The sequence below is a fragment of the Pseudomonas sp. MEJ108 genome (assembly GCF_030208985.1).
GTDB classification, from domain to species: Bacteria; Pseudomonadota; Gammaproteobacteria; order Pseudomonadales; family Pseudomonadaceae; genus Aquipseudomonas; species Aquipseudomonas fragariae.
Map to the genome: position 1 here is coordinate 12,234 of NZ_JARVSW010000003.1, position 14,411 is coordinate 26,644.

Here is a 14,411-nt window from a genome sequence, read left to right on the forward strand (position 1 = left end):
AGCGGTGGGTGTAGCCCGAATCATCTGGAGTTTGACCGCCATGGCTAAAATCGCCCCGCAACTGCCCATCGAAGTCGACAGCGAAACCGGCGTCTGGACCTCCGATGCGTTGCCGATGCTGTACGTGCCCCGGCACTTTTTCGTCAACAACCATATGGGCATCGAAGAAGTGCTGGGCGCCGATGCGTACGCCGACATCCTCTACAAGGCGGGTTACAAATCCGCCTGGCACTGGTGCGAAAAGGAAGCCGAATGCCATGGTCTGCAAGGCGTTGCGGTGTTCGAGCACTACATGAAGCGCCTGTCGCAGCGTGGCTGGGGCCTGTTCAAGATCCAGGACATCGACGTCGAGAAAGGCACTGCCAGCGTGAAGCTGGAGCACTCCTGTTTCGTGTACGTCTACGGCAAGGTCGGGCGCAAGGTCGATTACATGTTCACCGGCTGGTTCGCCGGGGCCATGGACCAGATCCTCGCTGCCAGCGGCAGCCCTGTGCGCACGGTTGCCGAGCAGGTTTACGGTGGTTCCGAAGAAGGTCATGACGACGGTCTGTTCGTCGTCAAGCCGCTGTAAATCGAGGATCGGGTTATGGCTTTCGAAGCGATGTTCCAGCCGATCCAGATCGGCAAACTCACCATCCGCAATCGCGTGCTGAGCACCGCGCACGCTGAGGTCTACGCCACCGACGGCGGCATGACCACGGATCGTTACGTGAAGTACTACGAGGAGAAAGCCAAGGGCGGCATCGGTCTGGCCATTTGTGGCGGCTCTTCAAGCGTGGCCATCGACAGCCCGCAAGGCTGGTGGAAATCGGTCAACCTGGCGACCGACAGAATCATCCCGCACTTCCAGAACCTCGCCGACGCCATGCACAAGCACGGCGCCAAGATCATGATCCAGATTACCCACATGGGCCGTCGCTCGCGTTGGGATGGCGATCACTGGCCGACCCTGCTGTCGCCGTCGGGCATTCGCGAGCCGGTACACCGGGCAACCTGTAAAACCATCGAGCCGGAAGAAATCTGGCGGGTGATCGGCAACTACGCCAGCGCTGCGGCGCGTGCCAAGGCCGGTGGTCTGGATGGCGTCGAGTTGTCGGCGGTGCATCAGCACATGATCGACCAGTTCTGGAGCCCGCGCGTCAACAAGCGTACCGATGAGTGGGGCGGCAGTTTCGAGAACCGCATGCGCTTCGGTCTGGAAGTGATCAAGGCGGTGCGCAAGGAAGTCGGCCCCGACTTCTGTGTGGGGTTGCGCATCTGTGGCGACGAGTTTCACCCCGACGGCCTCAGCCACGAGGACATGAAACAGATCGCCAGGTATTACGACGACACCGGCATGATCGATTTCATCGGCGTGGTGGGCTCGGGATGTGACACCCACAACACCCTGGCCAACGTCATTCCGAACATGAGTTATCCACCGGAGCCGTTCCTGCACCTGGCGGCCGGCATCAAGGAAGTGGTCAAGGCCCCGGTGCTGCACGCGCAGAACATCAAGGACCCGAACCAGGCAACGCGAATTCTGGAAGGCGGCTATGTCGACATGGTCGGCATGACCCGCGCGCATATCGCCGACCCGCACCTGATCGCCAAGATCAAAATGGGCCAGATCGATCAGATCAAACAGTGCGTCGGTGCCAACTACTGCATCGATCGTCAGTATCAGGGCCTGGACGTGCTGTGCATCCAGAACGCCGCGACCTCCCGCGAATACATGGGCGTGCCGCACATTATCGAGAAATCCGCCGGGCCGAAGCGCAAGGTCGTGGTGGTCGGTGCCGGTCCTGCCGGCATGGAAGCGGCGCGGGTCTCCGCCGAACGCGGCCATGACGTGACCCTGTTCGAGAAGAAGGACTTCATCGGCGGGCAGATCACCACGGCATCGAAGGCACCGCAGCGCGACCAGATCGCCGGCATCACCCGCTGGTTCCAGCTGGAGCTGGCGCGCCTGAAAGTCGACCTGCGTCTGGGGACCGCAGCGGATGCGGCAACCATTCTCGACCTGCGCCCGGACATCGTGGTGCTGGCGGTCGGCGGTCATCCGTTTCTGGAGCAGAACGAACACTGGGGGGCGGCGGAAGGCCTGGTGGTCAGCAGTTGGGACGTGCTGGACGGCAAGGTGGCGCCAGGCAAGAACGTGCTGGTCTACGACACCATCTGCGAGTTCACCGGCATGTCGGTGGCCGACTTTCTGGCCGACAAGGGCTGCCAGGTCGAAATCGTCACCGATGACATCAAACCGGGCGTAGCGATTGGCGGAACCTCGTTCCCGACCTACTACCGCAGCATGTACCCCAAGGAAGTGATCATGACCGGCGACATGATGCTGGAAAAGGTCTATCGCGAGGGCGACAAGCTGGTAGCGGTGCTGGAAAACGAATACACCGGCGCCAAGGAAGAGCGGGTGGTCGATCAGGTGGTGGTGGAAAACGGTGTGCGTCCGGACGAAGCGATCTACTACGCGCTCAAGGAAGGCTCGCGCAACAAAGGCCAGATCGACATCGACGCGCTGTTCGCCATTCAGCCACAGCCATCGTTGAGCCAGCCGGGTGACGGTTACCTGCTGTTTCGTATAGGCGATTGCGTGGCGCAGCGTAATACCCACGCGGCGATCTATGACGGCTTGCGGCTGTGTAAGGATTTCTGAGAGCAGCTGCAAGTTGTTAGCTTCAAGCGGCAAGTAAGCGCTTCTGTTCCGTGCTTTTTCTTGAAGCTTGTAGCTTGCAGCTTGAGGCTTTTGCCTTGAGAGCGACATGATGCTAGACACTCTTCTTCCCATTCTGCTGTTCAGCGCCCTGGCCCTTGCGGCGCTGGGCGCCTGGCGGCGGGTAACCCTGTGGCGCAACGGTCGGTCCTCGAAAGTCGATTGGCTGGGTGGCCTGCTGGCTATGCCCAAGCGTTACATGGTCGATCTGCATCATGTGGTCGCACGCGACAAATACATCGCCAATACCCACGTGGCCACAGCGGGCGGTGCGGTGGCCTCGATTGTGCTGGCGATTCTGGTGCACGGTTTCGGTCTGCATAATCGCGTGCTTGGCTATGCGCTGCTGCTGATGACGGCGGTGATGTTTGTCGGCGCGGTGTTTGTCCATCGTCGTCGTCTGAACCCGCCTGCGCGTCTGTCGAAAGGCCCATGGATGCGCCTGCCGAAAAGCCTCATGGCGTTTTCCGCGAGCTTCTTTCTGGTCACGCTGCCGGTGGCCGGCATTCTTCCCGAGCACTTCGGTGGCTGGGTGCTGGTGGCCGTCCTTGGGCTGGGCGTGCTGTGGGGCGTGAGCGAACTGTTTTTCGGCATGACCTGGGGCGGGCCGATGAAGCATGCCTTCGCCGGGGCGCTGCACCTGGCCTGGCATCGCCGGGCCGAGCGTTTTGGTGGCGGACGTTCCACGGGCTTGAAACCGCTGGACCTGGCCGATCGCAGCGCGCCGTTGGGTGTGGAAAAGCCCCAGGACTTCACCTGGAATCAACTGCTGGGCTTCGACGCCTGCGTGCAGTGCGGCAAGTGCGAAGCGGCCTGCCCGGCGTTTGCGGCGGGCCAGCCGCTCAACCCCAAAAAGCTGATTCAGGACATGGTGGTCGGCCTTGCCGGTGGCACCGACGCAAAATTTGCGGGCAGTCCGTATCCATCGCTGGACGGTAAAGGCAAACCGCTGGGCGAGCATGGCGGCAATCCGCATCAGCCCATCGTCAACGGGCTGGTGGACGCCGAAACGCTGTGGTCCTGCACCACATGCCGGGCCTGCGTCGAAGAGTGTCCGATGATGATCGAGCACGTTGATGCCATCGTCGACATGCGCCGCCACCTGACTCTCGAAAAGGGCGCTACGCCGAACAAGGGCGCTGAAGTGCTGGACAACCTGATTGCTACCGACAACCCCGGCGGGTTTGCGCCGGGCGGGCGAATGAACTGGGCGGCGGATCTGAACCTGACGCTGCTCAACGAGAAAAAAACCGTGGATGTGCTGTTCTGGGTGGGTGACGGCGCGTTCGATATGCGTAACCAGCGTACCCTGCGCGCGTTCGTCAAAGTCCTCAAGGCGGCCGGTGTGGATTTCGCCGTGTTGGGGCTCGAAGAGCGCGACAGCGGCGACGTGGCGCGACGTTTGGGTGATGAAGCGACCTTCCAGACGCTCGCCCGGCGCAACATTCAGACCCTGTCCCAGTACAGTGTCCAACGTATCGTGACTTGCGACCCGCACAGCTTTCATGTGCTGAAAAACGAATATGGCGCTTTTGGCGGTGACTATCAGGTGCAGCATCACAGCACCTTCATGGCCGAGCTGGTGCGCAACGGCGCCCTGACGCTGGGCCAGCACAAAGGCGCCAGCGTGACCTATCACGATCCGTGCTACCTGGGCCGTTACAACGGCGAGTACGAGGCGCCGCGTGAAGTGCTGCGTGCGCTGGGGATCGAGATCAGGGAAATGCAGCGCTCGGGCTTCCGTTCTCGCTGCTGCGGTGGCGGCGGTGGCGCGCCGATCACGGATATTCCCGGCAGACAGCGGATTCCCGACATGCGCATGGACGACATTCGTGAAACGGCTGCCGAACTGGTGGCCGTGGGTTGTCCACAGTGCACAGCCATGCTCGAAGGCGTTGTCGAACCGCGACCGCTGATCAAGGACATCGCCGAGCTGGTGGCCGATGCGTTGATCGAGGAAGTTATCCCCAGCACGCCAGCACCGGCCAAACGTGAACCTGCGGAGGTGCACTGATGAGCGACCTTATCCGCCGTGATCCACGCGCCGAGTGGATCGCCCGCAATCGACTGCATCCGTTGCACGCGGCCATGCAGCCCGTACAGAACAGCTGGATGGGGCCGAATGGCCTGATGCGCAAAAACCTGCATGGTCAGGGGTTTATCGGCCCCAACGGCATCAAGCGTATTGACCGCAGCGGCGCGCAGCAGGGCGGCGCGGTCAAGCGATCGGCCGCTGTCGAGGTGCAGCTACCGCTGCATGCCGTCGCCGAGCCAGGGTTCTATATCACCGTGGTGCCCGATATGGTCGGCGGCCGCCTGAGCAGCCATGACCGTGATTTGCTGGGCCTGGCGCGTCAGCTGGCGGGGGCCGAGGGCGCCGTGCTGGCGGTGGTGTTCGGCGAGCACAAGGAAACTGCCTTCGACACCGCTGGCGCGGATCGGCTGTTGATTATCGACGGTGCCGAGTTCGACGGTTATTCACCTGAACAGCGCGTGCAAGGGCTGCGGGCTGTGGATAACCAGTTCAACCCGCGCCACTGGCTGCTGCCGGACAGCCGCAGCGGCGGTGGCGAGCTGGGAAGACGTTTTGCGGCCAGCATCGGCGAGCGACCTGCAACGCGGGTCTGGCAGGTCAAGGACCAGCTGTGCACAAGTCGGGCGGGAGCGGGGCGCGAAGACCTGGTCCGGCCTCTGGGGCGCTTGATTCTGGCCGCTGTGGAGTGCGCCGAACCGGTCAGCGAAACCCGTCACGAGGTATTACCGGTCGAGTTGTCCACAGGCGTGGCGCGCAGTCTGCCGCGTATTGAGGACCTGGGAGCGGTAGCCGTCGATCCCCGGGTTATCCCCATGGCTGAAGCCGAATTCATTCTGTCTGGCGGCAATGGCGTCAGGGACTGGGACCTGTTTCATCAGGCCGCTTCGGCTCTCGGTGCCACCGAAGGGGCGTCGCGGGTGGCGGTGGACGATGGTTTCATGGGCCGCGAACGGCAGGTCGGCGCGAGTGGCACCTGGGTGACCGCAAGGGTGTATGTTGCCGTCGGTATTTCCGGAGCCATCCAGCATCTGCAGGGCATCGGCGCCTGTGACAAGGTCATTGCGATCAATCTGGATGCGGGGTGCGACATGGTCAAGCGCGCTGATCTATCGGTCATCGGCGAGAGCGCCGAAGTACTCACGGCGCTGATCGCCGCCGTCGAAGCCTGGCGCAGCGGAGGTAAACGCGATGCAGCCTGAAGTGTCTGTGGATAAGCATGCGGTACAGATCATCAGTCTGGTGTCCATCGGGGCGCACCCGACATCAGGTCGTGCGCGCCGCGCCGAACAGGATGCGCGGGCCGTCGAGCTCGGTTTGCAACTGGCTGGGGATAACTTGCAGGTGCTGCACGCCGGCAATGCCGAAGAACCGGCGCTGCGCGCTTACCTTGGCATGGGGCTCAACGAGCTGCATGTGCTGGAGCAACCCGAGGGCGCCGATGCGCTGGTTGCGTTGACTGACTACCTTCGCGATTCTGCCGCACAGGTGGTGTTGGCCGGCAGTCAGGCTGAAGCCGGTGAAGGGTCGGGCATGCTGCCCTTTCTGTTGGCTGAGAGGCTGGGCTGGCCACTGGTGACCGGTCTGGCTGAAGTCGAATCGCTGAATAACGGCAGCGCGCTGGTGTTGCAGGCTCTGCCTCGCGGCCAGCGTCGCCGGCTGAAGGTTCGTCTGCCGTTTCTGGCCACTGTGGATAACGCAGCTCCCAAACCCCGGCAGAGCGCGTTCGGGCCTGCACAGCGTGGCACGCTGGACACCGAAATGGTTCAGGTCGTTGCCGATGAGTTATTGACCGCCCAAGCGCTGCAGCCAGCCAGACCGCGACCCAAACGCCTGAAAGTGATCAAGGCCAAGAGCGGCGCTGATCGCATGAAAGCCGCCACTGCCAAGGCCAGTGGCGGCGGGGGCCAGGTGCTGAAGGGGCTGCGCCCTGAAGAGGGCGCAGCCGCGATTCTGAAGCTGTTGATCGATGAGGGCGTCGTAAAGTAAGGCTAGGGTCTTGTGCTGCCCTCTTTAATGGGCGGTTTGCCTTTCTGCTCGGAGAGAGGCCGGAAGTAGGCATACGAAATACTCCCGTCCAGATCACCGCCATTGCTGACCTCGACTTTGACATCCGCGTTTTCGTAACTGCGATCGAAACTCGAAATCGTGATGGGTAGCAAAATGGCTCGTTTGAACGTCACGCCTGTACGGCCTTGACCAAAGCCTCCGTCCGGCCTGCCAGTCACCGAAAACATCGATCCCTTGCCGGCCTTGAGTATTTTGGCCGAGCGTATTTCATCGTTGTCGCAGCCATAGTTGTTGTTGCCACTGCCCATCTTGAATTGCCTGTCGACGTTGAAGGGAACGGTGCAGACAATATTCTGTGTTGCCCCGTTGCCTTCATAGAACACAATGCTTGCGTCACTGATGTCGTTATCGTCTGGCTTGTTAAGCACTCTTATTCGTGAAACCTTACCGTCGAGCCCGTTATTGCGAGAGGCGAGCTTACGGTAATAGAACGTATCGGTCGTGCCCTCGAATGAATCGATTCGCACCCTTTTGCCCATGGGGACCGATTGTTTGACGTCTATGATCGTGAAGTCATCTTGCCGGTCACCGTTGGGGTTGTCGTACAGTTCGATACGCGTGCCCGCTCGAACACCTTCAAGTTCCATTGACCTGAGTTCGTCGTTCTCACACCCGCGTGAGGCAAGCTTCAGATCATATTGAACGCCGCTGCTGCCCCCGCTCTGATTGACCGGCAACACGCAGGAGGCGTCGCCTCCACGATCGGCATTGTTGCGTTCGTAGAAATAAAGACCGCCTTGAGAAAGCGTCGCGGCATAGGGCAGTGCGTCACCCACCTGGTTGAAATCAATGCCCAGATAGTTGGGTTTGCGCCAACCGGTCGCTTCACCGCAATGGTTTTCTACCCTGCGCTGCAACCAGGTCAGGTTGTTATCCACGTCCCCTGCATGCAGCGTAGTACTGCCCCAGGAATGGAATTGATTGAGGACAAATAACCGCGGCAGGCCGCCGTCCCGGGTGCGTAACGAAAGGTCCATGTAACCGTAGCGGCTTTTGCACTGCCAGTCATGCACCAGCGACGTTATACCCAGGTTATAGGTGTTCTCGACTTCTGTATCGGGTGCCCAAAGAACCTCGGCCTGCTTGCCGGCCAGCGTGTACCTTTTGGCCACTTCTCCGTTCGATAACATGACGAGGCGTTTGTTACTGTCGATCATTTCCCTAAGCGTTGGCCAGCTGTATCCATTGGACACATGGCTGTAATCTGCCAATTCCGGCACTTGCTCCAGCACCGGACGCAGTTCGTCTGAGCTCAGCGTCGATTCGAACAGCAGGGAAATGACGGCATTTCGGTCTTTCTGCATATAGGCAACAAACTCTCTGAGTACGTCGCTTAACAAGGGCGCGTCCGCCCAGCATGCACCGATCGCCGGCAGATGGCATACCCGAACCCGTTTTTGCCCGTTGTAATCGCCCACATCCATGTGGATATCCAGCATGAACCCTCTGATCCCACGCTCCAGTTGCGGGGTAATGGCGTCCAGATAGGCGTTGTGCGCGGTGACCCATGTGTACTGATCGAATGGCCTGGTAAAATCATTGATGCCCGGCGCTGCATAAGCGTCCTTGCTGACCTTGATCCAGTAGGCGTTTTCTGTTTCGGCGGTCGGGTAGTACCAATAGTGCGTCGCCGCGTTACCGGAAAATTTCGAACGGTAAAAAGTGATGTTATTCAGCGAGTGAATGGCGCCAGGATAAGTAGGCTCGTTCCATTCCTTCGGGTCCTGCCAGGTGCCTGCATGCTTGCCGGCATAGGTCCAGAAACCATTGTCTGCGGCACCAGCAGGGTAATACCAGTTGTGTCTGGCAGGGCTGCCCTCCTGCAAGGCTTTGAAGAACCACGTCTGGCCGTCGTGATCGGAACGATGGATTTCCCCCACACGCGTAAATTCGTTCCACGTTTTGGGATCGGCGTAGTTACCTTCATTTTTGTAGAGGTATGTCCAGTCTGACGTGCTGTATTCCGAGGTCGGAAAGTACCAGCCTTTTTCAGAAGGACGACCCTCTTTTTCTGCGCGGAATAACAACCGTTCGCCCTGGTAGTCGTAGCTGTAGATATCATCCGGGTAGGCGTAGTCGTTCCAGGTATTGGGCACTTGGAGGGTGCCCCGTCCCTTGCTGAAGAACTCCCACCATGTAGAACTCTTGGGGGCAACGGGGTCATCTTTTGCGGGCTGCCCCTTGGGGTAGTCGTTCTTCCCTGTGAACTTCGACCTGAACAGCATGCGCTGATAGTCGATGGTGGTCTGGTGGACGAGCCCGTTCTGCGTCCAGTCAGCTACGCTTTTGGGCTGTTCGCGTGTTCCGTTGAGGTGCGTGACCTGAAGAAACTTCCAGGCCGGTGACTTTTCGACCAGAGCCGGAGGCTTCTTTTCTTCGTCCGCATCCAGTGGCGCGTTCGGAGGCAGCGTCCACTTGTCCTGTTCTGGAATGCCCTCCTTGTCGGAGTTCACGCTAAACAATAAACGCATCCCGCTGACGTTGTGCACATGCACGGCGCCGCGCCAGCTGACTTCGTCCCACTCCTTGGGGGCATCGAGGGTGCCTGCGTTTCTGGAGATGCCATAGAAAACCCAGTTTTCGGTGTCTCGCAGGTCGAAGGGGAACGGCCAGTCATTCAATGAAGGAACGCCGCTGTTTTTTGCGATGAAATAAAGATCAATGCCCTCATGGGGTGTTTTTACATAATCGCCCGGCACGACGGGCTCCTTCTCATCCTTGGGATCGCTGAGCGTGCCGGCGTGTCTTTCGGTCGCTACGTAGATGAAATGCTCATTGTTCGTCGCGTCCGTGGGGTAGGTCCAGTTCTGCTGCTCGGGTATGCCAGCGCTTCTGGCTTTGAAATAGAACCGTATGCCGTCTTTTTCTACGCGATGAATCGCTCCCCTCCACGTAACTTCGTCAGGTATATGAGGGTCGGCAAAAGTGCCTGCATGGGATGTTGTACCGTAATAGGCCCACTGCTCGGTGCTGCTTTCATCGGTCGGGTAGTACCAGTTGTTGGCTGAGGGTGTCCCTGTCATCTGTGCATGAAAATAGAGTGTTTTGCCGTCATGCTCATAGCGATGCAGACGTCCGGGCCAGGTGTATTCATCCCATTCCTTGGGATCGTTCTGGGTGCCGAAGTGCTTGCTGATACCCAGGAAGTGCCAGGATTCGTTATCCGTCGGCGTCATTGGCCGCTCGCCTACATCTATACCCATTTCGCCGGATTTTCTGGCTTCAAACAGAAACTGCGTTCCCCGGTCCAGATGGATGGCGCCCACCCAGGTGGGCTGATCGAAAAGCTTGGGACTGTTCAGCGTGCCTTGGTAAATCGAAAAGCCCACACGATCAAAGTTGTTTTCGTTCGCGTAACCCTCTTCATCATCCGCTACATGCCCCCAGATTTTTGATCTGTAGAACCATCGGGTGAAACTTTCGCCGATGCCGGTGGGGATCTTCACCACGTGCAGCGCGCCTGGCCAGGTCGCATCGGATTGAGGTTTCGGATCGAGCCAACTGCCCGCGTGAATGCCCATGTCCAGGTAAGACCACTGCTCGTTACTGTCAGGCGGTGCCGGATAGTGCCATCCTTCCTGGCCGGGAGCGCCATCGATGAGGGCCCTTGCGAAGTAAGCCTTTCCATCAACTTCAAAGCGGTGAATCGCACCGGGCCAGGTGATTTCGTAAGCGTCCTTGGGCGATTGCAAGGTGCCTGCAAAGGCACTTTTACCCACATAAAACCAGTTGTCATTGCTTTGCTGTGAGTCAGGCAGCGGATGCCCGGTATTGAAAACACCGGCAAAGCGAGCCTGGTAATACTCGTCCGCAGTATGGATAACCTTGACAGTGTCTCCGGGCCTGATCATCTCCCCCGTCTGCACTGGATCAGTCAGTGTGCCTTGGTGAGAGGACTGCCCCGCGAACTCCCACCAGGCGTTGTCGGTTGCCTCCAGCGGCAGCGGGTGATCGATGCCGATGACCGCGAGATTGCCCGTAATCTTCGAGCGGTAATAACGCCTGGTGTTGTCGACCTGGCGCATATGAATCGCCCCGGTCCAGGTCACTTCCTGCTGATCCTTGGGGTCGATGATCTCGCCCGAATGCCGGGATTCCCCGACCACTGTCCAGTAATCATTTTCTCCGACCAGCGGAATCGGCCAGTCGTGCTCGGCAAGCAGTCCATCGACCTTGGAAAGCAGATACAGAGTACGGTCTCTGGCTTGCATCGCGTGAATGCTGCCCGGCGTGGTAAAGCCGGAGTCGCCTTTCGGATCGGCCCAGGTGCCCACGGGAAGGTTTGTGCCCAGATACTCCCAGTGCTCGTTGTGGGTTCCGGGCGCGGGGTAACTCCAGTCATTGGCTTGAGGAACGCCTCGTGCGAGGGCGCGATAATAGACGCGCTGCCCTTCAACGATAGTGGCGTGAATCAGCCCCTGGCTGGTCATTTCATCGAAGTCTTTCGGATCGGCAAACGTGCCTTTGTGCCGGACCAGGCCCAGCACTTTCCAATACTGTGTGTCGCCCGAAGTCGGGAGAGGCCAATTGTCGGCGATCGGGTTTCCCGACTGCTGAGCGATGTAAAGCTGGCGCCTGCCTGATGAGCTGTACTCGTGAACAGCGCCAATCCAGGTCTCGCCGCTCATTGATTTGGGGTCGGCGTAAGTGCCCGCCTGATCTGAGGTAAACATGAACTCCCAGAAGTCTGTACTTGTGGGGTCTTGCGGGTAAGGTGTTTGCGAAGTGGGCTTTCCGGTCATCTTCGATTTGAGGAGCACCCGTTGGCCATTGATGGTGGCCACGTGTATCGCATCCGGCCAGGTAGGATCGGTGAAGGGTTTTGGGTCCGAGAAGGTGCCGGCATGTTCTCCGGCGTACTCATAGAACGTGTTGGATTCTTCACCTGAGGGATAGACGGCACCCACATCCTGGGCAAATCCGGCAAATCTGGAGCGAAAAAGTTTTTGACGGGTCAGGCCAAGCTGGTCGGCAAAGATTGCGCCGGGGGTGTTGATGTCGTTACGTTCGCGTGGCGTTTCGGCAGTGCCGCCGTTGAGTGAGGTCACGTAGCTCCACTGCTCATCGCTTGTTTCACCCGCCGGATAAACCCATCCCCCTGCAACCGGTTGAGCCTGCTGCCGGGCCGCGAAAATGATGTGCTGATCGTCATCCAGGTGCAGTGCGCCTGGCCATGTGGCGTCATCACGACCTTTGAGGTCGTCTGCCGTACCGGCATGTTTGAACACTGTGACGAATTCCCAGTGGGTGTTACTGGCAAGATCACTTGGGTAAGGCGTCGCGGCAGAGGGCATGCCGTCGAACAGTGAGCGCAGCACTACACGCTGCCCCTTGATCGAGGCTTCATGCAGTGCGCCGATCCGGGTGATGTCATCGAAGGGCTTGAAGTCGCTCCATGTGCCTGCGTGTCCGCCTGCATAGACCCAGTAAGGATCGACGATGCCCACCGTCGAGAAGCTGTCGAGATCGTTGGCGGGATAGCCTTCGTAGCTGGAAACATAGAACGTGCGCGCGCCTGGAACGGTGCCATCCACGTACACCGAACCTGCCTGGCTGTAGTCATCGAATCGTCTCGGGGCTTCGAAGGTACCCAGCGGTGGTATCTCTGGAATATACGACCAGTGCTCGTTGCTTTCTGGTGTGGCTGGTAGCGGCCAGTCATGCTTGGAGGGAAAGCCTTCCGCCAGCGAGACGAAATACACCGGGTTGTCGTCGATCAGCGTTTCGTGCACTGCGCCGGGCCAGGTAAATTCCTGTTGGGTTTTGGGGTCGGCCACTGTTCCTGCATGGAGGGAGGTCCCCAATAACTCAAACTCGTCGGTCTGGCTGTAATCCCAGCCGGTTGGCGGCGCGGTCCAGGATTTCAGCGCACGGTACAGCGCTTTTCCCTGGCCCTGCTGTACCGAATGGATAGCGCCGACCCACGTCTCGGTGTCCAGGTCAGTCCTGGGGTCCTGCCAGGTTCCGGCATTCTGGGTGATGTGGCGCACTCCCCAATAAGTGGTGTTGGTGGGCGAGGTCGGGTAAGGCTGTTCAACTGCCCCTGAGAAGTGCGCCGCAAACGAAACCCACTTGCCCTGCAGTTTGGCGCGATGCAGTTTTTCGAGCGCGGTGTTTTCTCCGAAGGCTTTCTGGTCGGTGTATGAGCCTTCATGGACGCCGCGATAATCCCAGTACTGATTGCTCTGCGCGCCGCTCGGGAATTGTGCATTCAGAAGGGGCGCGAATCCGATAAAGGTGGAGGCGTAGTAGTCACTGCGTAGCGGCGTCAGCGGGTTGCGATAATAAGAGCCTTTCGACGTGCTCAGGTCGGTCCAGGGTTTGGGGAGGGAGGTCTGAATGCCTGACAGCGTCCCCGCAAACGTCCAGTACCCGGCGCCGCGCTCTGTGCCGGGTGCAGGCCATGCATCGACGCTTGGGCGTCCGGTGTGCTGCGCCAGATAAACGGCCTTGGTCTGCTCGAAATAGACGAAGACGCCAGGCCAGACCAGATCCTGATCGGTTTTCATCGCTTCAGGTGTTCCGGGTTTGTCAAAAAAGCCGATGAAGTCCCAGAAGTCATTGCTTTGCGCTGTGGTTGGATAGGGCGTTTGCGGACCGGGCATGCCGGTGATTTTCGAGCTCAGCAAGGCGTTTTTGCCTTCGATCATCGCCAGGTGCAGCGCCCCCTCGCGGGTTGGCTCGTCGAATGGCTTAAGGTCAGGTCCCAGGCCTGAATGCTGGCCTGCGTAGGTCCAGAAGTCCGTCGAATGGGGTGCGTCGGGAGGGGCCGGATCGAGCTGTTCAGGCTGGCTGTCGAAGGCTGCGATAAAGAATGCAATGAACTGGCCCGTATGGACGAAGAACACGGCGCCCTCGAAGGCGGGTTCTCCGGCCTGTCGTGGTTGTTCGAACGTGCCCGCATTCACTTCCCTGCTGACGGTCGACACTTGCGCAATCGACACCGCTGGCGCTGGCAGAGAAGAAGGTCCCTGGTCTGGGGCCGCACTGACGAGCCAGGCCAATAGCAGGCCTGTGATGAACGCCACTGACAATACAGTCCTTTGGTATTTTTTCATGGCACCGGTGCGTCCATTCACAGTGGCTCGGAATTGCCTCTTTGATTAATCAAGGAGCGCTGAAAAGAGCCTATGCGCGTGCCACGCGTCGAGATACTCGCAAAACTGATAGGTGGACGTGGCAGCCGTGATGGACTTACACACAATCCCTGTGCGCGTGCCTGTGGATAAAGTGTTCGTTAATCGCTGAAGCTCTTGCTGGACGTGGCGTGTGACGTAGCGATCAAAAATTGATCAATCTAAGTGGTTATTTCCATTGGGCTTTTTGTGGATAAGCATTCAGGCGCTACCTGTCAGTCACTCACTTTGCCCACAATCTCTGTTGGTGTGACTGTGGACAACTTGTTTGTGGTTGTCTGCAGGCCATATATTTAAAGGGTCTTGAGCTGTTGTTCAAAAAATGATCAGGATGGTAGGTTGCGCGCGAAATCATCCTGACGGCGAGGTTTTTTTGGCCATTTCAGACGTTGTCCACAGCGGATGGGTTATCTGGACCAAGTTGTACCCAAAGTCTGTTGGCGCTTCTGTGGATAAGGTGTTCGTGCTC

At 59.1% G+C, this 14,411-nt stretch carries 6 protein-coding genes; 5 read left to right on the forward strand and 1 reads right to left on the reverse strand.

Annotated elements, in window-relative coordinates; all coding sequences use genetic code 11:
• The first annotated feature begins 40 nt into the window (after window positions 1-40).
• From QRN50_RS01155 to etfB, 5 genes are all read left to right on the forward strand, one after another.
• Window positions 41-571: a DUF5943 domain-containing protein gene (locus QRN50_RS01155; protein ID WP_003405158.1), complete on the forward strand. Its 531-nt coding sequence runs from the start codon at window positions 41-43 to the stop codon at window positions 569-571.
• Window positions 572-586: 15 nt separating this feature from the next.
• Window positions 587-2,647, forward strand: coding sequence for a dimethylglycine demethylation protein DgcA (gene dgcA / locus QRN50_RS01160; RefSeq protein ID WP_003405157.1), 2,061 nt, complete (start codon window positions 587-589; stop codon window positions 2,645-2,647).
• Window positions 2,648-2,756: 109 nt separating this feature from the next.
• On the forward strand, window positions 2,757-4,718 hold the full coding sequence (gene dgcB, locus QRN50_RS01165) for a dimethylglycine demethylation protein DgcB (RefSeq protein ID WP_192873886.1): 1,962 nt from the start codon (window positions 2,757-2,759) through the stop codon (window positions 4,716-4,718).
• Window positions 4,718-5,938, forward strand: coding sequence for an electron transfer flavoprotein subunit alpha (gene etfA, locus QRN50_RS01170; protein ID WP_096126938.1), 1,221 nt, complete (start codon window positions 4,718-4,720; stop codon window positions 5,936-5,938). The genes dgcB and etfA overlap by 1 nt, the downstream gene beginning before the upstream one ends.
• Window positions 5,928-6,725, forward strand: a complete 798-nt coding sequence (gene etfB, locus QRN50_RS01175; protein ID WP_011269225.1) for an electron transfer flavoprotein subunit beta — start codon at window positions 5,928-5,930, stop codon at window positions 6,723-6,725. Before etfA ends, etfB begins: the two co-directional genes overlap by 11 nt.
• Window positions 6,726-6,727: 2 nt before the next feature.
• On the opposite strand, the gene QRN50_RS01180 is transcribed toward etfB, so the two are convergent.
• Window positions 6,728-13,864, reverse strand: a complete 7,137-nt coding sequence (locus tag QRN50_RS01180; protein ID WP_096126937.1) for a PI-PLC domain-containing protein — start codon at window positions 13,862-13,864, stop codon at window positions 6,728-6,730.
• Window positions 13,865-14,411 lie beyond the last annotated feature (547 nt).

Excerpts from the sequence above, each read along its gene's own strand:
- QRN50_RS01155 (WP_003405158.1), top strand. The coding sequence starts at position 41 with ATGGCTAAAATCGCCCCGCAACTGCCCATCGAAGTCGACAGCGAAACC.
- dgcA (WP_003405157.1), top strand. The coding sequence starts at position 587 with ATGGCTTTCGAAGCGATGTTCCAGCCGATCCAGATCGGCAAACTCACC.
- dgcB (WP_192873886.1), top strand. The coding sequence starts at position 2,757 with ATGCTAGACACTCTTCTTCCCATTCTGCTGTTCAGCGCCCTGGCCCTT.
- etfA (WP_096126938.1), top strand. The coding sequence starts at position 4,718 with ATGAGCGACCTTATCCGCCGTGATCCACGCGCCGAGTGGATCGCCCGC.
- etfB (WP_011269225.1), top strand. The coding sequence starts at position 5,928 with ATGCAGCCTGAAGTGTCTGTGGATAAGCATGCGGTACAGATCATCAGT.
- QRN50_RS01180 (WP_096126937.1), bottom strand. The coding sequence starts at position 13,864 with ATGAAAAAATACCAAAGGACTGTATTGTCAGTGGCGTTCATCACAGGC.